This is a genomic window from Micrococcus sp. 093350064-1 (assembly GCF_053627955.1).
On the sequence record NZ_JBSEYU010000004.1, the window covers coordinates 1 to 22037 of the forward strand.

A 22037-nucleotide genomic window follows, 5' to 3' on the forward strand; every position below is an offset into this window, starting at 1 on the left:
ATCTGCAACATCGAAGACAAACGCGCCGCCGAACGCGCTCGGGACCGGGGCAAACCCGCCGGCCAGCGCAAAGCCCAGGGCCGGCTCGTCGAAGGTCAGGCCGTCACGAACTGGAAGCAGGCCCTCGCCCAGCTCGCCGCGGCCTACCCCGACCGGATCAACCCCTACCTGTGACCACCCCGCTTACACAGACAAGTTGACACGCCCGCCGGTCCCGGGTGGGCCGTTCACACCCATCAGACCTGGCCCGCCCGCCTCGACGACCTCGGCCCGCGCGATGACATCAATGCGGGCGGCTTGCAGATGCCCCGTGTGCTCGCGGGCAGTCATATTCGAGGAATTCAGCGGTGACTGCTGTGCCTGGATGGCGCACTTGCCCTCCTCCCCGAGGCTCGGCGGGGGCAATCCATCCCCCCTCCCGTCTGCCCTTCGCTCTCTCCCCCCGGACAACGACGTCCGTTCAGTTCCGGTTCAGCCCGAACCGGCGCGTCATCAGAGCGTCCTTGTAGTGCTTCTCCGCGGCGTCGATCTGGGCCTGCGGGGTATTGGAGCCGAACACGCGCAACAGGCTGAACGTGTACGGCTCCGGCTGGTCGGGGTCGAGCTCCAGGGCATCCCGGAGGGCGACGTTCCCACCATGCCCGTCACGGGCGTAGGCCTCCCACCGTCCGAGCACACCACGCTCACCGTCGGCCTTGCCGACGTGGCACCGGCCCGCGGTCTCGTCGGCGATCAGGTAGATCCCGCGTACGGCCTCCAGGGCGGTGCGCCAGCCTGCGTAGCGAGTCTCGGTCACCATTGACTGCAGGTCCCCGTAGCTGAGCAGCACATGGTCGAAGCCGGGGAACGCCTCGGTGGTGGGGTCGGCGATCTCGAGGACGGGGAAGCGCGCCGCCAGGGGGCCGCGCTTGGCCCAGTTCACGGGGTCTGCGGACCACTCCACCACCAGGCGCTCCTCGAGGGAGGCCAGCAGCGGCACCGGCGCAACGTCGTAGTACCGGTACCGCTCCGTGCGCTCAGCCACGACCTCCCCGCGGTTCTCGTACACGGCGGTGAGGCGAGAACGACGTCCTCCCTCCCCCATGAAGATCAGCCAGTGGCGGGCGGGCTCCTTCGGGAACTTCCCCACGTGGTGCTGCTCCCGTGTGTAGGCGAGCACCCGCTCCGGCGTGGCCGCCGCCCGCGATGGCAGCCCCGACTCCTTGTAGGTGTGGCGGATGGCCAGGATGGTGGATGAACTCATTGACCGGGCCAACGAAAAAAAGACCTCGAGAACCAACGTTTCCTCGCCGGTCTGGCCCACGAGCAAATGCGTGCGGTCCTGAGCACCACGGGCCTAGCCCATTGGCACAGCAGGCATCATCGCAGTCGCCGCCATCACTGGTCCGGATGGGCTCAGACAGATTGGTCAGATGTTGCCCCAGGTCGCTCAGCGCGCCGTCCGCAAGTAGTCCGTCCTCAGGCCACCTTCCCCGCTTCCACCTCGGCCCGCGCCCGCACCTCGGCCAGTACGGCCACCACGGCGTCCGCAGCATCCTGCGGATACACGGCATCGACGCCACCCAGTGCGAGATACGGGTCCTCGTAGAGCCGACCCGGGTCCACCACGCCGTTGCGCACCAGGTCGTCCACGAGCATGCGGGTGAAGCGGATCTGGCGCGTGGTCCACCTGCCCTCGTCCAGGAACGCGGCCAGCGCCTCTTCCGCGGCCCGCCGCTCCAACCCCACAAGACTGCGCACGAAGACGCCCAGCTCGGCGCCGGCGTGCTCACGCACCCAATCCAGCTCCGGCCGGTCAGATCCGCCCGCCGCCACCAGCATGCGACCGAGCTCCTCGAGATCCGTGGCCGTCAGCGGCTGGTTGCCGCGGAGCTTCCGCAACGCCAGGGTGTCCTCCTCGGCGCGCAGGAAGGCCATGGCCTTCTCGCGGTAGCGCTCCCAATTCATGCCCGGCCGTGCCGGCACCACGACCACCTCGTCGATCTCCCCCAGGGTGTCCACGAAGTCCGTGTACACCGGTGAGGAGCTCAGCCTCGGCAGGAACACCACCAGTCCGCGCAGGCTCTCCCGCAGCGCCTCCACGTCAACGACGCCAGCGCCTTCCCACCACAGGTCTTCCGCAACGGAGCGCAGCAGGGACTCTTCCACCTTGACGGCTGGGATAGCCAGCTGACTCAGCAACGCACCCGCGACCTCCTGGACGGATCTGCGGCAACGCTCCGCCAGGGCGGCATCACCGTCCAGGGTGGCCAACTGCCAGCGCAGGGTCACGAGGTCGAAGCGCTTCGCTGCTTCGTCCGGGTCACGCAGCGTGGAGGGCAGTCCGGCCACATGGTCGGCGAGTTCGTCGACATCCTCGGCGGTCACCGCGGCCCACGCATCGGGCTCGGACCAGCGCTCCACGTGGCGCCGGTGCTTGCGCACCAGCAGGTTCTGCATCGGCATGCCCTCCACGTAGGAGTGCAGCCAGGTGGCGTGGGCCTGGCGTACGACGCTGGCCGAGCCCGCCTCCCCATCGCCCTCGCGCGCATCCAGGGCCGCCACAATCCCGGCCCGTGCCTCGAACAACCGCTGGGTAAGGGACTTCTGCACGGAGGACCCCGGCTCGGGGAGATCCTGGTTGAAGTAAGGCAGGTTCTCTCCGAAGTCGAAGACGGTGAAGTTCTTCTTGTCCTGCCCGGGCCCGAACAGATCGGGACACAGGCGGGTGCCGCGGCCGATCATCTGCCAGAACTTGGTCTTGGAGTGGACCACCTTGAACAGCACCAGGTTCACCACCTCAGGGATGTCCACCCCGGTGTCCAGCATATCCACGCTGATGGCGATATGTGGGGCCTTGTCCGAGTCGGAGAAGTCATCCAGCAGTGCGTCGTTGAACGCGGTCTTGCTGGTGATCACCCGTGCGAACGTCCCGCCCAGCTCGGGGAACCGCGCGTTGAATCGACGCTCGATGAAGTCGGCATGATTCTGGTTCTTCGCGAACACGATGGTCTTGCCGAGCCGGTCACCGCCGGCCACCTTCTGACCGCGCTCCATGAGCAGCTCCAGGACCTTGTCCACGGTGTCTTCGTTGAAGAGGAACCTGTTGACCTGCTCGGAGTCCACGCTGTCCGGGGGGCCGTCCTCGCCCCAATCCAGCGCGTCCCACTCGGCCTTCTCCTCGTCGGAGAGGTCGGCGTAACGGATCCCCTGGCGCAGGAACTCCGTCCCCGCGGACACCCCCAGCGGCGGCACCAGGTACCCCTGCTCCACGGCCTCCTCAAGGTCGAAGGCGAAGGTGGGCACCCCGTCCTCGAGGTGGAACAGCCGGTAGGTGTTGTGGTCCACCTCGTCCTTGGGTGTAGCGGTGAGGCCCACCAGCAGGGAGTCGAACCAGTCGAAGATCGCGCCGTACTTCTGATAGACGGAGCGGTGGGCCTCGTCGATGATCACGAGGTCGAAGTACCCGGCGCCGAACCTCCGCGTCCCACCGTCCTGCCCGTCGTGCTCCAGCAGATTGAGCATGGTCGGGTAGGTCGCGGTGTAGACCCGCCCCTCCCCGCGCTTCTCGTCCTGCAGGTTCACGACGGCGGTGTCCGGCAGGTTCGCGGCAAACGCCCGTTTGGCCTGCCGTACCAGGGCCGTCCGGTCCGCGAGGAACAGGACCCGCTTGACCCAGTTCCCCCGAATCAGCTGGTCCACGAGGGCGATGGCGGTCCGGGTCTTGCCGGTGCCGGTGGCCATGACCAGCAGGGCATCGCGCTGGCGGGCGGCGAGGGCCTGCCCGACGGCGGAGATCGCCTCCAGCTGGTATGGCCGTCCCGCGATGTCCACGTTGACCGGCACGTCCGTAAGGTCCTGGCGGACGGTACGCCGCTGGATGAGGCGCTCGAGCTCGTCGGCGGTGAAGAACCCTTCAATCTCACGGGGCGGGTAGCCGCCGGCCTCGCCGAAGGCCGCATCGTCCCAGAACCAGTGGTCATAGCCGTTGGTGTAGAAGATCAGCGGGCGGCGAGCGAACTGCGCTTCAAGGGCGTCAGCGTATCGGCGGGCCTGTTCCTGGCCTTCGAGCGCGCTCTTGGTGGTGCGCTTGGCCTCCACCACGGCCAGGGGCAGACCATCGGCTCCCCAGAGAACGTAGTCCACACGCCCGGTGCCGCCGGGGGTGGGCAACCCGGTGACGGGGTACTCGCGGTCGCGAGCCTGGTCGAGGGGCCACCCGGACTCGGCGAGGAGGAGGTCGATGAAGAGAGAGCGGGTCTCCGCCTCTGCGTAGTCGTAGTCGTGAAGGTCGGGGAGTTCGCTGGTGGTGGCGGCGGCCTGGGCGGCGGCGATCTGCTCCCGCAGGGCCTGGATCTCGGCCTCGTACGCGGCGGCCTGCTGCTCGTTCTGCTCGCGGAGACGGGCGTTGTCCTCGTCCTGCTTCTTGAGCCGGGCAATCACGGCGTCGAGCTGCTCCACGCTCATGGCGGCCTTCTGCGGGGCAAGTGCGTGGTCGAACTGCGCACCGGTGGGCACGGCCTCCGGGTGCGGGCCGTGGTGGAACGCGGCCCAGACGAGCACGTGGAACAGCTCGCGCAGGATGGTGAGGGCGGCGCGGGCATCCAGCACGGAATCCTTGTGAACGGCGTTGTTGCCGGCCTTACGGAGGAAGTTGAGCTTGTCCACCACCGGGCGTCCGGCCAGGCCGGTGAAGGCTACCCCGTTGATGAGGCCGGAGAGGTCGGTCTTGTACGGGTCCTCGAGGCGATGGGTGGCGTAGACGAACTCGACGACCCGTTCGACGCAGCGCCGGGCATAGAACGCGGCCGCGCGCGGGTCGGTGCTCATGTAGCCCTCGGCCTGCGCAGCGTCCTCGTGAGCAACGGGGAGCGCCCGCTCCACCCAGTCCATGTTGCCTGCCATCAACACCCTCTCCGGCAGCTCACCACCGAGCCGCCCACTGTCATCCTGCCGGATTCACAGCTCCCCGCGGAATGCCCTGTGTTGGAGCGACGCGAACAGCTCGTCCTCCAACGCCAGTGCCCGCTCGACACGCGCTCGCTGCACGTCGATCTTCTCGACGACGGCGGCGAATTCTCTCTGCATATCGAGAGACACGTCCGGGATACGCAACTGCAACGTCCGTTTGATGTTGAGGTTGCTGATATTCGTCGTCTTATTGCCAAAGCTTCGCACGGTCGCTTGGACTCTGTCACTGTTGAACCAGGCGTAGAGGAAAGTCGGGTCGACGTCGGGGCCGGGACGAAGCGCTGAAACGAATCCGCCGATAGCCGACGGCTCCGGCAGGGAGTCAACGAAACAGCATTTTCCTACGAGGTTGTAGCTGTTCGCACTGGACACTAAGGTGTCCCCCTCTTGCAGATACTTTGCCTCGTTCTTGATGAGCTCTGCCGGGATGCGAATAAGATCCGAACTGTCCAGGCGCTTCTGCACATTCTTCGTACGCATCACGGGGACACCTGACTCAGCCACATCTTCGGGCTTGAAGGTGACGCCTCGTACGAAAGACGCAAGCTCCGATAGGGGCTGCCCGGGACCGGCCTCCCGGACGCGATCAGCGAACGCCACCTGGACAAGAGCAGCCAGTCGCTCGAGTTGCGCCCGCCGGCGCGACCGCTGCTCGTCAGCCTGGTCCAGAATCGCCGAAATGCGCCTTTGCTCCTTGAGATCAGGAAGCCTAATCGAGAGACGATACACATCATCCCGATTCAATCCTGGCACTGCCGCTGATTTATTCATTCCCTTGAGACCGAGAGCGCTAAGGATCCAATACAGCCACCGAAGATCGACGCCCTCCCCGAGAGGCACCGCCTCGTAGGCAGTATCTATAGGCCAAACATCACCGGGCACCCAGGTGACCGACCCGATTGACCCCTTCCTTCCTACGACAATCGCGGGGCCCGAACTGAGGGCTTGATCATGGAACCCCACGACGCCACTGGAGCCCACGACGGCAACAGGCCCCCCTCGGCGATCACCCTGTTTCAGCGCTTTCCCGTACTTAAGGGAAACAATGTCACCCAGCTTCACCGTCTTCACCGCAGCATCCCCTTGAGCTCCGCAGTCCCAGCGGCAATCTCGGCGTCGAGCTGTTCGAGGTCGACGAGGATCTCCAGCGGGTCCCGGTGCTCGACCTCCTCGATCTCCAACTCCTTGTACCGGTTCAGGGAGAGGTCGTACCCCTGCTCCACGATGTCCGCCTTGGGCACCAGGAAGGACTGCGCGGTCCGCGGCCGGTCCTTCTCTCCTGCCGGGTTCTGCCACCGCTGAACGAGGTCCGGCAGGTCGTTGGCCTCCACCGGCGTGCGCTTGTCGTCCAGCGAGAACCCATCGGCGCGGACGTCGTAGAACCAGACGTCGTCCGTGCTGCCGGGACCGTCGTTGCGGAAGAAGAGGATCGCCGTCGAGACCCCTGCGTAGGGCTTGAACACACCCGCAGGCAACTTCACCACCGCCTGCAGGTGATGGTCCTCCACCAGCATCCGGCGCAAGTCCTTGTGGGCCTTAGACGAGCCGAACAGCACCCCCTCCGGGACGATCACCGCCGCACGACCGCCCGGCTGCAACAGCCGCAGGAACAGGGCCAGGAAGAGCAACTCCGTCTTCTTCGTCTTCACCACGCGCTGCAGGTCAGAGCTGACGCCCTCGGCGTCGAGGGACCCGGCGAACGGCGGATTGGCGAGGATCAAGCTGTATTTGCCAGCGTCGCCGTCGCTAGCACCCTGGGCCAGGGAGTCCCGGTACGCGATGTCCGGGGACTCCACCCCGTGCATGAGCATGTTCATGCTGGCGATGCGCAGCATGGTGCTGTCGAAGTCATATCCGTGGAACATGCGCCGGTTGAAGTGCAGCCGCTGGTTCATGTCAAAGAAAAGTTCCGGGTGTTCCTCCCGCAGATACTCCGACGCGCCGACGAGGAACCCTGCCGTGCCACATGCCGGGTCCACGATCACGTCCTCCGGGGTGGGCGCCGTCATCCGCACCATGAGGTCGATGATGTGCCGCGGCGTGCGGAACTGGCCGTTCCGTCCCGCGGTGGAGAGCTTGGAGAGGAGGTATTCGTACAGGTCACCGGTGGTGTCCCGGTTTGTGAGGGGAAGCTTGTCGATCAGATCCACGGCGGTGGCGAGCATGCGCGCGTTGGGGATGGTGAAGCGGGCGTCTCGCATGTGGTGCGCGTAAGTGGAGTCCTCCCCTCCAATCTGCTGGCCGAGACGGCGCAGGAACGGGAAGACCTCGCGGTCCATGCGGGCGAAGAGTTCGTCCGAGGCGACGTTCTTCAGCTGGTGCCAGCGGAGGTGCTGGTGGTCGGCGTCGAAGATCGTCGTCTCCACCGGTTGGTTCGTGCGGCGCGCCTTGGCCTCGGCTTGCGTCTGTGCCTCATCCAGGCGACGCAGGAACAGCAGGTAGGTGATCTGCTCGATCACCTCAAGAGGGTTGCTGATGCCACCCGTGGCGAAGGCGTCCCAGACGCGGTCAACCTGGTTTTTGAGAGTTCCGGTGATCACGACGCGAGTGTACGGGGTGGGGCTTACAGCGTCCGAGGCGATGACTAGGCTGAGCACAGGGCGACACAAAGTCGCCCCGGCCCAGGGAGGAGGCGGTCCATGCCCACGGTGCGCGTCGACGTCGAGCCGGCCGTCCTGCGCTGGGCCCTCGAACGTGGGGGCATCGACCTGGCCAGCGCTACTACCGCACACCCCGACCTCGAGGCCTGGCTCAGCCGGACGAAGAAGCCCACCATGAAGCAGCTGGAACGGTTCGGGCAGAAGGTCCATGTGCCCTTCGGCATGCTGTTCCTCAGCGCTCCCCCGGCGCCGGCACCCATCCCCATCCCTGACATGCGCACGCCGGGCAGCCAGGGCGTGGATCACCCCTCCGCCGAGCTGGTGGACGTCCTGCGGGAGTGCCAGCTCCGCCAGGACTGGTACCGGGACCACATGCTCGCCATTGGCGCCAGCCCCGTGCCCCTCGTGGGCAGCGCCACGCTCCAGAACGATACAGAGGATGCCGGAACACGCCTCCGGGAGATCCTCCACTTGGACGCCCTGTCCGGCGCCGGTGACGCCTTCCGCAGCGCGCTCGTGGGCGCCTTGGAAGAGGCGGGGGTGCTGGTGATGATCAGCGGCTACGTCGGCAATGAGACCCGAAGGCCCCTGAACCCGGACGAGTTCAGGGGCTTCGCCCTGGCCGACGACCTCGCTCCACTGATCTTCGTCAACGGAACCGAGGCCAAGACCGCCCAGCACTTCACCCTCCTCCACGAGACCGCTCACCTGCTCCTCGGACACAGTGCGCTGTCTGATGCCCGCCCCGGACGCCACGCACCCTACGAGGAGGCCTGGTGCAACCGGGTGGCCGCCGCAGCCCTGGTGCCCCGCGTCGTGCTGGAGCAGCAGCAGGAGCGACTCAGCACGGAGTTCGACGAGGTGGTCGCCGATGTGGCCAAACGCTGCCAGGTGAGCCGCGCCGTCGTGGTTCTCCGGATGAAGACCTGCGGACTGATCACCCCTGCGGCCGCCGACGCGCAGCTCGCAGCGCTGGCCCGCATCCCTCACCCCCAGACCCCGGCGCCGAAGGGCGGAGGGGGCGATTATTACCGCACCGCCCGCTACCGCCTCGGCGTCCCGTTCACCACTGCCGTGGTGGCCAGCGCCCGGGAAGGCGGAACCAGCTACCGGGACGCGTTCCGCCTGCTCGGAACCCACAAGCGTGAGGTTATGGACACCCTGGCTCAGAAGATGGCCGCCGCATGATGTTCCTGCTCGACGCCAACACCTTCATCACGCCGAAGAACAGTTACTACGGGTTCGATCTCGCCCCGGGGTTCTGGACGTGGCTGGAGCGCGCTCATGCGGCAGGCTGGGTCGCCAGCGTGGAGGCCGTGCGGCAGGAGCTATGCCGGGGCGGGGATGAACTCGCCACCTGGGCGTCAAACCATCCGCAGCTCTTCCTCCCACCCACGTCAGAGGTGCCCCAGCGCATCGGCGAGTTGGCCCAGTGGACCCTGACCCGTCAGCCCGCGTATCAACAGGCCGCGCAGGACGAGTTTCTGGATGACAGCGCCGATCTGCTGTTGGTGGCGCAGGCTGCATGCATGGACGCCACCGTGGTCACCTTCGAGGTGCCCGCCCCTCAGGCGCGCAAGCGCGTGAAAATCCCTGACGCCTGTGCCGCTCTGGAGACCCGCTGCGTCGACCTGTGGGAATGCATGCGCCAGACCAGACCCCGGTTGACGCTCGACCTCGTGCCCTGAAGAACGATGCACGTCACTGATGCCGTCAGTCGACACAGTGAGTGCCTCACTCGAGTGAGTGACAGGCTCTCTGCACTCACTGACGGGGCGGTTTGGCGTCAGTGACGGCCGTCAGAACCCACCCGGGCCACCACCCGCATCACTCGCCAGGTTCGAGAACCGCGAATAGTGCCCCTGGAACCCCACCACAATGGTCTTCGTGGGCCCGTTCCTGTGCTTGGCCACGATCAGGTCCGCCTCGCCGGCGCGGGGGGACTCCTTGTCGTACACGTCCTCGCGGTGCAGCAGGATCACCATGTCCGCGTCCTGCTCGATCGAGCCCGACTCGCGCAGGTCGGACACCTGCGGCCGCTTGTCCGTGCGCTGCTCGGACCCACGGTTCAACTGGCTCAACGCGATCACCGGCACGTCGAGCTCCTTGGCCAGCAGCTTGAGGGCACGGGAGAACTCGGCTACCTCCTGCTGACGGGACTCGACCTTCTTGCCCGAGCTCATGAGCTGCAGGTAGTCGAGCACCACCATCTTGAGGTTGTTCTTCTGCTTGAGCCGCCGGCACTTGGCGCGGATCTCCATCATGGTCATGTTCGGGGAGTCGTCGATGAAGAACGGCGCCTCGTTCAGTCGCCCCACGGTTGCCGCGATCTTGGACCACTGGTCGTCCCGGATGGTGCCCTTGCGCAGGTCCTGCAGCGCGATCGTCGCCTCGGCGCTCAAGAGCCTCATGGCGATCTCGTTCTTGCCCATCTCGAGGCTGAAGAACACGGTGGCCATGTTGTGGTGGATGGCCGCGGCTCGCGCGAAGTCGAGCGCGAGCGTGGACTTGCCGACGGCGGGGCGCGCCGCGATCACGATCATCTGCCCGCCGTGCAGGCCCTGCGTCAGCTCGTCGAAGTCGTAGAAGTCGGTGGGGACGCCCGTCAGGCCCTCCCCCTGGTTGCCGGCCGCCTCGATCTCGTCGACGGCGTGCTCCATGATCTCCGCGAGGCGCACGTAGTCCTCGGACTGACGGTTCTCCGCCACCTTGTAGATCTCGGACTGCGCCTCGTTGACGATCTCCTCGACCTCGCCGTCGCCCTGATACCCCAGCTGGGTGATCTTGGTGCCGGCGGTCACGAGACGCCGCAGGACGGCTTTCTCCGCCACGATCTCCGCGTAGAAGCTCGCGTTGGCGGCGGTGGGCACGGACTGGATCAGCTCGTGCAGCACGGCGGGGCCGCCCACGCGGCTGAGCTCCTGGCGCTTGTTCAGCAGGTCCGCCACGGTGACGGCGTCCGCGGGCTCACCGCGGCCGTAGAGGTCGATGATCGCCTCGTAGATCATCTCGTGGCTGGGCCGGTAGAAGTCGTGGCCGCGCAGCAGCTCCACCACGTCCGCGATCGCGTCCTTGGAGAGCATCATGCCGCCCAGCACCGAGCGCTCCGCCTCCAGGTCCTGGGGCGGCAGGAAGCGTTCAGAGGAACGGCCGCCGTCGTAGGAGCCCGAGTCTCCGTAGTTCTCAGTCAACGTCCGGAGACTCCCTTCCCACAGCCCGCACGACGGCGGCCCTCGCCGGTCTTCCCGGCCCTGATTCCTCTGTTGTCACCGCCCGTGCCGCCGCACCCTCCTGCAGGCGGACGGTGCGACGGTCCCCGGGGCGACGGTCCGAGCGGATGCGCGCCTGTCAGTGGTCACCTGCGGCCAATACCCGCCCTCGCGTTGGGGATACCACGCGACACTACGCGCGCCGTGGAGGCTGGGCAACCGCGTTTCCCACAGGCCTTGTGGGCAACGTGTGGATTCGGCGGCGTGTCGTGTGGATCGCCTGGGGACCGCGCTGGGGACAACCGCTCGGCCAGTCCCAGAATCCGGCTCTGACCTGCGACGATGCGATCCCCAGAGCTGTGGAGGAAGATTCTCCACTCCCCTTTCGACCCGCCCGCCGGACTTGACAGCACCCCCGTTTGCGCCCTCATCACACCGCCTGGTACACGCCTATCCACACCGTCGTCCACACCCTCCACATCTGTGGACAACTCCTGTGGACAAGATGCCCGGATCTGGGGACGGCGGAGTTGACAGCCTCTGCCCGCGGCCCCGGGTCCTCCCCGTGCCCACCTCTCCCGGCCGCCCCGGGCCGCCCCGCACCGATGACTCCCGCGCATCAGTGGGCCGCCCAAGAGTCATTGGACGGAATGAAAGCACGGTGCTTGGGTGGGATGCATCATCGTGTCGTCCGCCACAGTGAGGAGCCCGCCGTGCCCCCGGCCACCACCGCCCCCTCCCCGGCCTCGCTCCCCCTCGACGGCGTCCTCGTCGCCGACTTCTCCCGCGTCCTCGCCGGCCCGCTCGCCACCATGACGCTGGCGGACCTCGGGGCGCGCGTCATCAAGGTGGAGCACCCCGTGCGCGGCGACGACACCCGCGGCTGGGCTCCGCCCCGCTCGGCGACGGGCGCCACCTACTTCGAGTCCGTGAACCGCAACAAGGAGTCGGTCGGCTGGGATCTGAAGGACCCCGAGGATCAGCGGCGGGCCGCCGCCCTGGCCGCCCGGGCCGACGTCGTGGTCCACAACCTCAAGCCCGGCACCATGGAGCGCCTCGGCCTGGGCTACGACGACGTCGCGCGGCAGAACCCGTCCGTGGTCTACGCCGCCGTCTCCGGCTTCGGCGACCGCGAGGGCCGGGACCTGCCCGGCTACGACTTCATCGTCCAGGCCGCGGGCGGGCTCATGAGCATCACCGGCGAACCGGACGCCCCGATGAAGGCGGGCGTCGCCCTCGTGGACGTGCTCACGGCCAAGGACCTCACCGCCGGCGTGCTCGCCGCCCTGCTGCGCCGCGAGCGCACCGGAGAGGGCGCCCACCTGCGGCTGAACCTGCTCTCCTCGCTGCAGGGGGCGCTCGCCAACCAGGGCCAGGCCTGGCTCGGCGCCGACGTCGTCCCGCGGCGGATGGGCAACGACCACCCCTCGATCACCCCCTATCAGCTGCTGGCGTGCCGGGACGCGCCGCTCGCCGTCGCCATCGGCAACGACGCGCAGTTCCGCACCTTCGCCGCGGCCCTCGGCGTCCCCGAGCTCGCCGAAGATCCGCGCTTCACCACGAACACGGACCGGGTCGAGCACCGCGAGGAGCTGCGCACCGCCCTGGAGGACGCGCTCTCGGCCGAGACGGCCGCCCACTGGCGGGACGTGCTGCAGACCGAACGGCTCCCGGTCGGCCTCGTGTCCACCGTCGCCGAGGGCGTCGAGCTGGCCGAGTCCCTCGGCCTCGAGCCGACCGTCGAGGTCCAGGACCGCTCCGGCGCCCCCGCCGGCCGGCAGTTCCGCCACCCGGTGCAGTGGGACCCGCCCGTCGCGCACCCGCGCCACGCGCCGCCCGCGCTCGGCGCGGACACGGCGGCCGTCAACACCTGGCTCGACGCCCGCTGACCACCCCGCAGAGAGGACCCCCGCCATGACCACCCCGTTCCACGCCGAAGCCGACTCGTTCCTCGGCCGTGCCGACGTCGTCGGCCTGGACTCCCTGTTCTCCGCCGAGGAGAAGGCCGTCGCACTGAAGGTGCGCGGTTTCGTGGACGAGCACATCCGCCCGCACATCGCCCGCTGGTACGACGACGCCGTGTTCCCGCGCGAGATCGTCCCCGAGCTGGGCCGCCTCGGCGTGCTCGGCATGCCCTACGAGGGCCACGGCATGCCCGGCCGCTCGGCGGTGGAGTACGGTCTCGCCGCCCAGGAGCTCGAGGCCGGCGACTCCGGTCTGCGCACCTTCGTCTCCGTGCAGGGCTCGCTCGCGATGGGCGCGATCCACAAGCACGGCTCCGAGGAGCAGAAGGCGCAATGGCTGCCGCGCATGACCACCGGCGAGGCCGTCGGCTGCTTCGGCCTCACCGAGCCGGGCGCCGGCTCGGACCCGGCCTCCATGACGACGACGGCCCGCCAGGAGCCCGGCGGCGACTGGGTGCTCGACGGGGTCAAGCGGTGGATCGGGCTGGCCACCCTGGCCGACGTCGCGATCATCTGGGCGCAGACCGGCGAGCCCGGCGACGGGCGCGGGGTGCGCGGCTTCGTGGTCCCCACGGACACCCCCGGATTCCGCGCGGAGGCGATCACCCAGAAGCTGTCCATGCGGGCGTCGGTGCAGTGCGAGATCCACCTCGACGGCGTGCGCCTGCCCGTCTCCGCGATGCTGCCGGCCGACTCCGCCGTCGGGCTCAAGGGCCCCTTCCAGTGCCTCAACGAGGCCCGCTACGGGATCATCTGGGGCGCGATGGGTGCGGCCCGCGACTCCTTCGACGCCGTCCTCGACTATGCGATGGAGCGGCAGCAGTTCGGGGTGCCGCTGGCCTCCCACCAGCTGACGCAGGCCAAGCTCGCGGACATGGCCGTGGCCATCGGCAAGGGCTACCTGCTGGCGCACCAGATCGGCCGCGCCAAGGACGCCGGCCCGCTCACCCCCGCCATGATCTCGGCGGGCAAGCTGGACAACTGCCGCGTGGCCATCGGCATCGCGCGGGAGGCCCGCGAGATGCTCGGCGGCAACGGCATCACCCTGGAGCACTCGCCGCTGCGGCACGCGAACAACCTCGAGTCCGTGCGCACCTACGAGGGCACGGACGAGGTCCACCAGCTCACGCTCGGCCGGCACCTCACGGGCATCGGCGCGTTCGCCCCGGCCCGCTGAGCCTCGCGCCCGGGCTCAGGCGTCGTCGGCGGGCGCCTCGGGCGCCGGGGCCTCCTCGGCGACGGAGGCGAGGATCGGGGTGGCGGGCAGCTTCCGCACGCGCTTGGGGCGGCGGGCGCGGGCGGGGATGAGGGCGCGCATGTTCTCGGTCTTGCCGAAGCAGAGCAGCCGGTCGCCCTCCTCGAGTACCTTGGTGTCCGCGGGGTTGGGGAACACGGAGGTGCCGCGGTGCAGGGTGAGCACCTGCAGGTCCTTCGCGAGGAGCCCGGAGTCCTCGATGGACTGGCCCACCCAGCCGGAGCCGGCGTGCACGGTGATCTCACCGACCCCGTACCCGGTGGACACGGCCAGGCGCTGGCGCACATCGATGTCCGGGAAGCCGGCCTGGTCCGCCACGTAGTCGATGATCGCGCCGGCCACGTCCAGGTCCGTGGCGGCCTCGATGCCCTGCAGCCCCGGGGAGGAGTTCACCTCCATGACCAGCGGGCCGTGCTCGCCCTCGAGCATGTCCACGCCGGCCACCCGCAGGCCCATGATGTGCGCCGCCCGCACGGCGGTCTCCGCGTACTCGGGCGAGAGCTCGACGCGCTCCACGGTGCCGCCGCGGTGCACGTTGGAGCGGAACTCGTCCCCCTGGGCCCGGCGGCGCATCGCGGCCACCACGCGGTCCCCCACCACGAGGGCGCGGATGTCCGTGCCCTTGGACTCCTCCACGAACCGCTGGATGAGCACCTGCTGGTTGGTGCCGTGCAGCGTCTCGATGATCGCCTCGGCCACCTTCTTGGTCGGCGCCAGGATCACGCCGATGCCCTGGGTGCCCTCGAGCAGCTTGATCACCACGGGCGCCCCGCCCACCATGTCGATCGCCGTGGAGACCTCGCCGCGGTTGCGCACGAACACGGTGGCGGGCATATCGATCTCGTGGCGGGAGAGGATCTGGGTGGCCCGCAGCTTGTCCCGCGAGTTCATGATCCCGGCGGCCGTGTTGGGCGTGTAGACGTCCATCTGCTCGAACTGGCGCACCACGGCGGTGCCGAAGTAGGTCACCGAGTTGCCGATGCGCGGCAGCACGGCGTCATAGCCGGAGAGGGGGCGGCCGCGGAACATCAGATCGGGCTCGTCCGAGCTGAGGTCGATGCCGAAGCGCAGGGTGTCCAGGACCTTCACCTGGTGGCCGCGCTCGAGCGCCGCGGTCTTGAGGCGCTGCGTCGAGTAGGCGCGCAGGGAACGGGAGAGGATGGCGAGCTTCATGACCGCTTTCCTGGGAGGATGAGGGGCGTGTCTGAATCTAAGCACACGGCCCCGGCCCCCCACGGCGCGCCCCCCACCGACGACGGCGCCGCTCGCCCGGGGCTGGTCGGCTGGCGCGAATGGGTCGGCCTGCCCGCCGCCCACACCCCCTGGATCAAGGCCAAGATCGACACCGGCGCCCGCACCTCGGCGCTCCACGCCTTCGGCATCGAGCGGTTCACCCGCGACGGCGCCGCCTGGGTCCGGTTCGAGGTGCACCCGTGGCAGACCTCGGCCGCGGACGCGCGGACGGCCGAGCTGCCGGTGGCCGATCTGCGCACGGTCCGCTCCTCGAACGGCGAGGCGCAGGAGCGCGTCGTCGTCGTGATGCCGCTGACCCTGGCCGGCCGCACGATCGAGGCGGAGGTGACCCTGACCCATCGGGACGAGATGGGCTTCCGCATGCTCGTGGGCCGCACCGCGCTGGCCGCCGGCGGCCTCCTCGTGGACCCCGCCGCCTCGTACGTGGGCGGGCAGCCGCCGCGCGGCGTGCGCCGCCGGAACCGGGGACGCGCGTGAGCCGTCGCCCCGCCCGCGCCCCCTTCGCGTTCGGCGGGGTCGAGATCCCGGCAGGCCGCCGCCACGAGCTGTCCCTGCCGATCTCCCAGCTCGTCACCGGCGCGGACGTCACCCTGCCCGTGCATGTGCTGCACGGCCGCGAGGACGGGCCCACCGTGTGGGTCTCCGCCGCGATCCACGGGGACGAGGTGGCCGGCATCGAGATCGTCCGCCGCGTCCTGGAGCGGCTGCAGCCCAAAAACCTGCGCGGCACCCTGCTGGCCGTGCCCATCGTCAACGTGCTCGGCGTGATGGCCGGGGACCGCTACCTGCCGGACCGCCGCGACCTGAACCGCTCCTTCCCCGGCTCTGCCCGGGGCTCGCTGGCCTCGCGCATCGCGCACCTGATGATGACCGAGGTGATCGGCCGCTGCACCGTGGGCATCGACCTGCACACCGGTGCGGACCGCCGCTCCAACCTGCCGCAGATCCGCTGCGACCTGGAGGACCCCCAGACCCGCGCGCTCGCCGAGGCGTTCGGCGCGCCCGTGCTCTTCCACGCCCGCCTGCGGGACGGCTCCCTGCGCGCCGCGGCCCGCGAGACCGGCGCGCGTGTGCTGCTCTACGAGGCCGGTGAGGCCTGGCGGTTCGACGAGTACGCGATCGCCCCCGGCGTGGACGGGGTCCTGCGCGTGCTCGCGGCGCTGGACATGGTGGATCCCGCGGACGTCGGGCTCACCGAGCCCGGGCCGGACGCCGTCGTCGACGCCCCCGGTCCGCTGCCCGGCGAGGTCCCCGAGGAGCGGACCACGGACGTGCCCGAGGCGACCGACGCCACCGGCGAGGACACCGCCGCCGTGCACCCCGACGTCGTCGACGGCGAGCAGGACTCCCCGTACCTGGTGTGGCAGTCCACGTGGGTGCGCGCCCGCGCGGACGGCCTCGTGCACCTGGACGTCTCCCTCGGCGAACGCGTGAGCGCCGGGGACCGGATCGGCGCGCTCTACAACTCGTTCGGCCGCCGCCTCGCGCACGTGAAGGCCGAGCTGACCGGCGTGGTCATCGGCCGCACCGAGGCACCCCTGGTGCACCGCGGCGACGCCCTCGTGCACATCGGGGGATGGGACGCATGAGCAGCGGCGGGGCGCCGTCCGCGCGTCGGAGCCGCCCGGCTCAGGCCGGGGACGGGCGGCGGGCGATGGCCCGGCCGCCGTGCACGAGCCGGTAGTAGAGCAGCAGCGCCACCCCGACCCCGCCGGAGAGCAGGTACATCACCGGGATCCCGACGGCGGCCACCACCGCGCCGAGCACCATGGGGCCGAGGCCGGTGCCGAGGTCCAGGAGCAGGAAGAACGTGCCCGTGGCGACGCCGATCTCGGTGGGCCGGACCACCTTGATCGCGATGGTCTGGAACACGCTCACCACGGGCCCGTAGGTCAGCCCCAGCAGGGCGCCGGCCACGAGCATGCCCGCCGGCTCCCGCCACAGCGCCAGCACCGCGTAGGAGACCGCCATCCCCGCGAGGATCGGGTAGACGACGGCGTTGTCCCCGTGCCGGTCGTGCAGCACGCCCAGGACGGCGCGGCCCACGATGGTGCCCGCGGCGAAGAGCAGGAAGAACAGGCTCGGCACCATCGCCGGGTAGCCCTGCTGCTGCGCGAACGTGGCCATGAACGCGAGGATGCCGCCGTACATGAACCCGGAGGCCAGGGCCACGCCCGCCGCCGGCGCCACCTCCGCGGAGAACACGTCCGCCCGGTGCAGCCGGAACCGGCCCGTCAGCGGCGGCTCGGGCACGCGCAGGAACAGGGCGATCAGCAGGGCCATGCCCGTGAAGCCGATGCACGCCCAGAACAGGGCGTCGTAGCCGAGGGTGGTGCTCAGCTGCAGGGCCACCATCGGCCCGACGGCGCCCGCGAGCGTCATGGACGTGGAGAACCAGCCGGTGCCCTCGGAGCGGCGCACGGGCGGGACGATCCGCTGCACGGCCGTGGCCAGCACGGTGCCGGCCGCGCCGAAGCACATGCCGTTGAGCAGCCGGACCGCGGTCAGCGTGGCCAGGGAGTCCGCCCAGAGGTACGCCGCCGTCGTGAGGACGTAGCAGGCCAAGGCGACGAGCAGGACCCGCCGCCGCCCCCACGCGAAGGTGGCGGGCGTCGTCGTCATGCGGGTGAGGACCGCGCCCAGCACGAACGCCCCCACCACGACGCCGGCCTCCGCGTCCGACGCGCCGAAGGACGTGACGGCGTAGAGCGCCATCGCGGTCATGAGCGTGTAGAAGATCATCGCCACGAACAGGTAGGTGGCGCTGACGAGGATGAACGGGCGCGTCCACAGGGGCGGGCGCGGGGCCGCCGTCGAGCCGGCGGGGTCGGAGGGCGGTGGGGCGGAGGGCATGATCTCCATGTTCCCCCACGGCACGAGGCCCCGGCCCGCTCGTGAAGAGCGGACCGGGGCCTCGGGTGAGCGTCGCGGGCGCGACGGGCTCAGAAGCGGATGATCACTTCTTGGCCTTGGCGGCCACGACCTGGAGCTGGACGGTCGCGATGACGTCCTCGTGCAGGCGGACCTGGGCCTCGTGGTTGCCCACGGACTTGATGTGCGCCGGCAGGGTGATCGAGCGCTTGTCCACGGAGCCGAGGCCGGCGGCCTCGATCGCCTCGGCGACGTCGGCGGTCTGGACGGCGCCGAACAGGCGACCCTCCGCACCGGCGGTGCGCTCGAGCTTCACGGTGGCGGACTGGAGCTGCGCGGCCTGGGCCTGCGCGTCCTCCAGGTTCGCCACGGCGCGGGCCGCGCGGGCCTTCTGCAGGGACTCGACCTGCTTCTCCCCGCCCTTGGTCCACACGGTGGCGAAACCGCGCGGGAGCAGGTAGTTGCGGGCGTACCCGTTCTTGACCTCGACCACGTCACCGGAGGTGCCGAGACCGGCCACTTCCTGGGTCAGGATGAGCTTTGCCATCTGGGTGTTCCTTCCTTCGCTCGCTCGATCAGCCGCGGCCGGCGCCGGCGTAGGGCAGCAGGGCCACCTCGCGGGCGTTCTTGACGGCCTGGGCGATCTTGCGCTGCTCCTGGACGGTCACGCCGGTCACGCGACGGGCACGGATCTTCCCGCGGTCGGAGATGAACTTGCGCAGCAGGGCCACGTCCTTGTAGTCGATCTCGGTGATCTTGGCGGCCTTGAGCGGGTTGGACTTCGGTTTGGGCTTGCGGAGTTCAGCCTTCGCCATCGTGGTGCTCCTTCAGAGTTCTCTGGAGCCCGCAGAACGGTTCTGCGGGATGGGATCACGCGGCGTCCCGTGCGGGGCACGGGGCCGTGTGCAGTGCGGCCTGGCGGTGCCGGGTCGCGGGTGGGATGGGCCGCCCGGGGGCGGCCCTCCGGGCGACGCGCGCCCGGACGGAGAGGTCCGTGGTGGTCCGTGTCCGTCGCGGCCGTGGGGGCCGCGCCCGGTCAATGCAGGATCAGAACGGGGGCTCGTTGGAGGACGGGGTGTCCCATCCGCCGCCACCGCCGCCGGACCAGGGGTCCTGCGGTGCGGCCTGGCCGCCGCCCTGCTGCTGGCCGCCCCAGCCGCCGCCCTGCTGGGCGCCGCCGAAGCCGCCGTCGCTGTTCCCCCCGAAGCCGCCGCCGGCCGGGGCGCCGCCGAAGCCGCCCCCCTGCTGACCGCCGCCGAAGCCACCGCCGCCGCCACCGCCGCGCTGGGCGCGGGTGACCTTGGCCGTGGCGAACCGCAGCGCCGGGCCGACCTCGTCCACGTCCAGCTCCCAGCTGGTGCGACGGTTGCCGTCCCGGTCGTCGTAGGAGCGCGCCCTGAGGCGGCCCTGCACGATCACGCGCATGCCCTTGGTCAGCGACTCCGCCACGTTCTCCGCGGCCTCGCGCCAGACCGAGCAGCGCAGGAACAGCGCTTCGCCGTCCTTCCACTCGTTGGTCTGGCGGTCGAACGTGCGGGGCGTGGACGCGACGGTGAAGTTCGCGACGGCCGCGCCGTTCGGGGTGAAGCGCAGCTCCGGGTCGGCGGTGAGGTTGCCGACCACGGTGATGACGGTCTCGCCTGCCATGGTCACTCCTGTCTTCGGGGGTTCTGCCGGTCAGTGACCGGATCCGGGGATCCGGGACTGCTCAGCGGGGTTCCGGTGGGGGCGTCGGGGACTGATCCGATGCTCTCAGACCCTCCGGACACGGTACGAGGATCACTCAGCGGTGATCTTCTGCTCCTCCGGACGGATGATCTTGGTGCGCAGGATCGTCTCGTTGAGGTTCAGCAGACGGTCCAGCTCCTGGGTGGCGGCCGGCTCCGACTGGAAGTTGACGACCACGTAGATGGCCTCGGACTTCTTCTGGATCTCGTAGGCGGTCTTGCGGCGACCCCACACGTCGATGTTGTCGACGGTGCCGCCGGCGTTCGTGACGACCTCGAGGTACTTCTTCAGGGTCGGCTCCACGGTGCGCTCGTCGACCTCAGGGTCGATCAGCACCATCAGCTCATAAGCACGCATGCGAACCCACCTCCTCTGGGCTTGCGGCCGCGGTCTCTCCGCGGCAGGAGGTTCTGTGCTCGTCGTCCGTGTGATGCTCCGCGCTCTTCGGCGGCACGCAGACAACCTGATCCATCCTAGCAGTTCGAGGGAGGGGCACTGGCGCGGCCCTGGCGTCGCGTCCACCCGCGCGGGCGCCTCCCGCGCGTCGAGCCCGCGAGCCAGATAATTCAGTCGTTTTCCGGCCGCTTCTACGACCGAAATCTCTGGCTCGCGGCCATCCAGGAGCAGAAATCTCTGGCTCGCGCCCCCACGCGCAGCCTCACACCCCGCGGAAGAACTCCCGCACGGCCGCCGTCAGGTGCTCCACGTCCCGCACGCCGCACATCTCGCGCGCCGAGTGCATGGACAGCAGGCCCAGGCCCACGTCCACGGTCCGGATGCCCAGGCGGGTCGCCGAGATCGGGCCGATGGTGGAGCCGCAGGGGACGTCGTTGTGGGAGACGAACTCCTGGAACGGCACCCCCGCCACGCCGCACCAGCGGGCGAACGCGGCCTCACCCCCGGCGTCGGTGGCGTAGCGCTGGTTGGCGTTGATCTTCAGCAGCGGGCCGTGGTTCACGCGCGGGTGGTTCACGGGGTCATGCCGCTCGGCGTAGTTCGGGTGCACCAGGTGGCCGGCGTCCGCGGACAGCAGCCAGGACCCCGCGATCGCCCGCGCCCGGCCCTGCCCGGCCACGCCGAGCGCCTCGAGCACGCGCCCCATGACCTCCTCGAGCAGCGGCCCGGCCGCCCCGGACCGCGACGCCGACCCCAGCTCCTCGTGGTCGAACGCGGCGAGCAGCGGGATCACCGGGGCGCCGGCCGCCTCACCGGCCACCCCGCCCGCGACGGTCCCCTCGTACGCGATCGCCCCCTCGGCGCCGCCGTGCTCGCGCGCCAGCTCCTCGAGCGCCACGAGGCCCGCGTGCACCGAGCTCAGGTTGTCCAGCCGACCCGACGCGAAGAACTCGCCCGCCAGCCCGAAGAGTCCGGGCGCCTGGGCGTCGGCCACCACGACGTCGTGCCCGCGCACCGCGGCCGGGTCCACGCCGGCGGCGGCCGCGAGCGCGGTCAGCACGTCACCGGGCACGCGGGCGGCCAGACCGTCGGCCTCCGCCTCGCCGGCGCCCTCGCCGCGCGGGGCGAGCGCCCCCACGACGGGGTTCGTGTGCCGCTGCCGCTTCAGCGTCAGCCCCTCGTTGACCTCGCGGTCCAGGTGGATGGCCAGCTGCGGGATGCGCCCCACGGGCCCGGTCGCGGCGAGCACCTGCGTGCCGTCGTCGAGGGCGAGACGCCCGGCGAAGCGCAGCTCGCGGTCCAGCCACGAGTTCAGCAGCGGGCCGCCGTACACCTCGACGCCGGCCTGCACCCAGCCGTCGGCCGTCACGGTGGCCGGGTTCGGCTTGAGCTTGAACCCCGGCGAGTCCGTGTGCACGCCGAGGACGCGGAACACCGGCACGACGCCGGCGCTCGGCCCCGCCTCGTCCGGCCCGGCCGAGCGCGCCTCAGCGCCCTCGTCCCGGCCCAGCGCGTCCACACCCGTCGGCACGATCCAGGCCACCGCCGCGCCGTCGCGCACCACCACGTAGCCGCCCGGGGCCGCCGGGAAGTCGGCCGTCTCATCCAGACGGGTGAAGCCGACGGCCTCCAGGCGGCGTGCGACCTCCTCCGCGGCGTGGTAGCTGGAGGGCGAGGCGGTCACGAACTCGGCCAGGTCCCGCAGGTGGGCGGGCAGCTCGGCGGCGGTGTCACGGGTCACGGGGGTCATGCCCCGACCGTACCGCGCCCCACCGCCCCGTCCGACTACCCTGGCCCGCAAGCGGGCCCG

The 22037-nt window shown here is 70.0% G+C and carries 18 protein-coding genes and 1 pseudogene; 7 read left to right on the forward strand and 12 right to left on the reverse strand.

Going from position 1 to position 22037, the window contains the following annotated elements; genetic code table 11:
* Nucleotides 1-174: pseudogene (locus ACUW6W_RS05430) on the forward strand (IS256 family transposase); the annotation flags it as partial.
* 286 nt (nt 175-460) lie between these two features.
* Here ACUW6W_RS05430 and ACUW6W_RS05435 read toward each other — a convergent pair.
* From ACUW6W_RS05435 to ACUW6W_RS05450, 4 genes are all read right to left on the reverse strand, one after another.
* Complete coding sequence (locus tag ACUW6W_RS05435) at nt 461-1243, reverse strand: GIY-YIG nuclease family protein (RefSeq protein ID WP_049145083.1); 783 nt, start codon at nt 1241-1243, stop codon at nt 461-463.
* Between the two features lie 215 nt (nt 1244-1458).
* The gene (locus ACUW6W_RS05440; protein ID WP_228070676.1) at nt 1459-4884 is read right to left on the reverse strand and encodes a DEAD/DEAH box helicase family protein; all 3426 of its coding nucleotides are present in this window, start codon (nt 4882-4884) and stop codon (nt 1459-1461) included.
* 54 nt (nt 4885-4938) lie between these two features.
* Complete coding sequence (locus tag ACUW6W_RS05445) at nt 4939-6021, reverse strand: restriction endonuclease subunit S (RefSeq protein WP_080981675.1); 1083 nt, start codon at nt 6019-6021, stop codon at nt 4939-4941.
* Complete coding sequence (locus ACUW6W_RS05450; RefSeq protein ID WP_002857768.1) at nt 6018-7490, reverse strand: type I restriction-modification system subunit M; 1473 nt, start codon at nt 7488-7490, stop codon at nt 6018-6020. Before ACUW6W_RS05450 ends, ACUW6W_RS05445 begins: the two co-directional genes overlap by 4 nt.
* 99 nt (nt 7491-7589) lie before the next feature.
* Between ACUW6W_RS05450 and ACUW6W_RS05455 the strand changes: the two genes are divergently transcribed.
* On the forward strand, nt 7590-8738 hold the full coding sequence (locus ACUW6W_RS05455) for an ImmA/IrrE family metallo-endopeptidase (protein WP_044659831.1): 1149 nt from the start codon (nt 7590-7592) through the stop codon (nt 8736-8738).
* Nucleotides 8735-9238 carry a DUF4411 family protein gene (locus ACUW6W_RS05460; protein ID WP_044659832.1) on the forward strand — a complete coding sequence of 168 codons (504 nt, stop codon included), beginning with the start codon at nt 8735-8737 and terminating at the stop codon, nt 9236-9238. The genes ACUW6W_RS05455 and ACUW6W_RS05460 overlap by 4 nt, the downstream gene beginning before the upstream one ends.
* Nucleotides 9239-9349: 111 nt before the next feature.
* On the opposite strand, the gene dnaB is transcribed toward ACUW6W_RS05460, so the two are convergent.
* Complete coding sequence (gene dnaB, locus ACUW6W_RS05465; RefSeq protein ID WP_044659833.1) at nt 9350-10741, reverse strand: replicative DNA helicase; 1392 nt, start codon at nt 10739-10741, stop codon at nt 9350-9352.
* A gap of 731 nt (nt 10742-11472) precedes the next feature.
* On the opposite strand from dnaB, the gene ACUW6W_RS05470 reads away from it, so the two are divergent.
* On the forward strand, nt 11473-12648 hold the full coding sequence (locus tag ACUW6W_RS05470) for a CaiB/BaiF CoA transferase family protein (protein ID WP_049145075.1): 1176 nt from the start codon (nt 11473-11475) through the stop codon (nt 12646-12648).
* A 25-nt stretch (nt 12649-12673) separates the two neighbouring features.
* Nucleotides 12674-13900: an acyl-CoA dehydrogenase family protein gene (locus ACUW6W_RS05475; RefSeq protein WP_454179905.1), complete on the forward strand. Its 1227-nt coding sequence runs from the start codon at nt 12674-12676 to the stop codon at nt 13898-13900.
* Nucleotides 13901-13915: 15 nt separating this feature from the next.
* Here the strand turns inward: ACUW6W_RS05475 and rimK are convergent, their stop codons facing one another.
* Complete coding sequence (rimK, locus tag ACUW6W_RS05480; RefSeq protein WP_036314384.1) at nt 13916-15151, reverse strand: 30S ribosomal protein S6--L-glutamate ligase; 1236 nt, start codon at nt 15149-15151, stop codon at nt 13916-13918.
* A 27-nt stretch (nt 15152-15178) separates the two neighbouring features.
* Here rimK and ACUW6W_RS05485 point away from each other — a divergent pair, with 27 nt between their 5' ends.
* Both ACUW6W_RS05485 and ACUW6W_RS05490 read left to right on the forward strand, forming a co-directional pair.
* The gene (locus ACUW6W_RS05485; RefSeq protein ID WP_406890815.1) at nt 15179-15709 is read left to right on the forward strand and encodes an ATP-dependent zinc protease; all 531 of its coding nucleotides are present in this window, start codon (nt 15179-15181) and stop codon (nt 15707-15709) included.
* Entirely contained in the window at nt 15706-16821 is a 1116-nt protein-coding gene (locus tag ACUW6W_RS05490; protein WP_454179907.1) for a succinylglutamate desuccinylase/aspartoacylase family protein, read from the forward strand. Before ACUW6W_RS05485 ends, ACUW6W_RS05490 begins: the two co-directional genes overlap by 4 nt.
* A 40-nt stretch (nt 16822-16861) precedes the next feature.
* On the opposite strand, the gene ACUW6W_RS05495 is transcribed toward ACUW6W_RS05490, so the two are convergent.
* The 6 genes from ACUW6W_RS05495 to ACUW6W_RS05520 form a co-directional block, all read right to left on the reverse strand.
* Nucleotides 16862-18085: an MFS transporter gene (locus ACUW6W_RS05495; protein ID WP_240756367.1), complete on the reverse strand. Its 1224-nt coding sequence runs from the start codon at nt 18083-18085 to the stop codon at nt 16862-16864.
* 103 nt (nt 18086-18188) lie between these two features.
* Nucleotides 18189-18650: a 50S ribosomal protein L9 gene (gene rplI / locus ACUW6W_RS05500; protein ID WP_002857787.1), complete on the reverse strand. Its 462-nt coding sequence runs from the start codon at nt 18648-18650 to the stop codon at nt 18189-18191.
* Between the two features lie 28 nt (nt 18651-18678).
* Nucleotides 18679-18918, reverse strand: a complete 240-nt coding sequence (gene rpsR / locus ACUW6W_RS05505) for a 30S ribosomal protein S18 (protein ID WP_002857788.1) — start codon at nt 18916-18918, stop codon at nt 18679-18681.
* A gap of 232 nt (nt 18919-19150) precedes the next feature.
* The gene (locus ACUW6W_RS05510; protein WP_049145057.1) at nt 19151-19750 is read right to left on the reverse strand and encodes a single-stranded DNA-binding protein; all 600 of its coding nucleotides are present in this window, start codon (nt 19748-19750) and stop codon (nt 19151-19153) included.
* Between the two features lie 132 nt (nt 19751-19882).
* Entirely contained in the window at nt 19883-20188 is a 306-nt protein-coding gene (rpsF, locus tag ACUW6W_RS05515) for a 30S ribosomal protein S6 (protein ID WP_002857790.1), read from the reverse strand.
* A gap of 301 nt (nt 20189-20489) precedes the next feature.
* A complete protein-coding gene (locus ACUW6W_RS05520; RefSeq protein ID WP_454179908.1) occupies nt 20490-21977 on the reverse strand; it encodes a M18 family aminopeptidase in 1488 nt (495 codons plus the stop codon).
* Between the last annotated feature and the right edge of the window lie 60 nt (nt 21978-22037).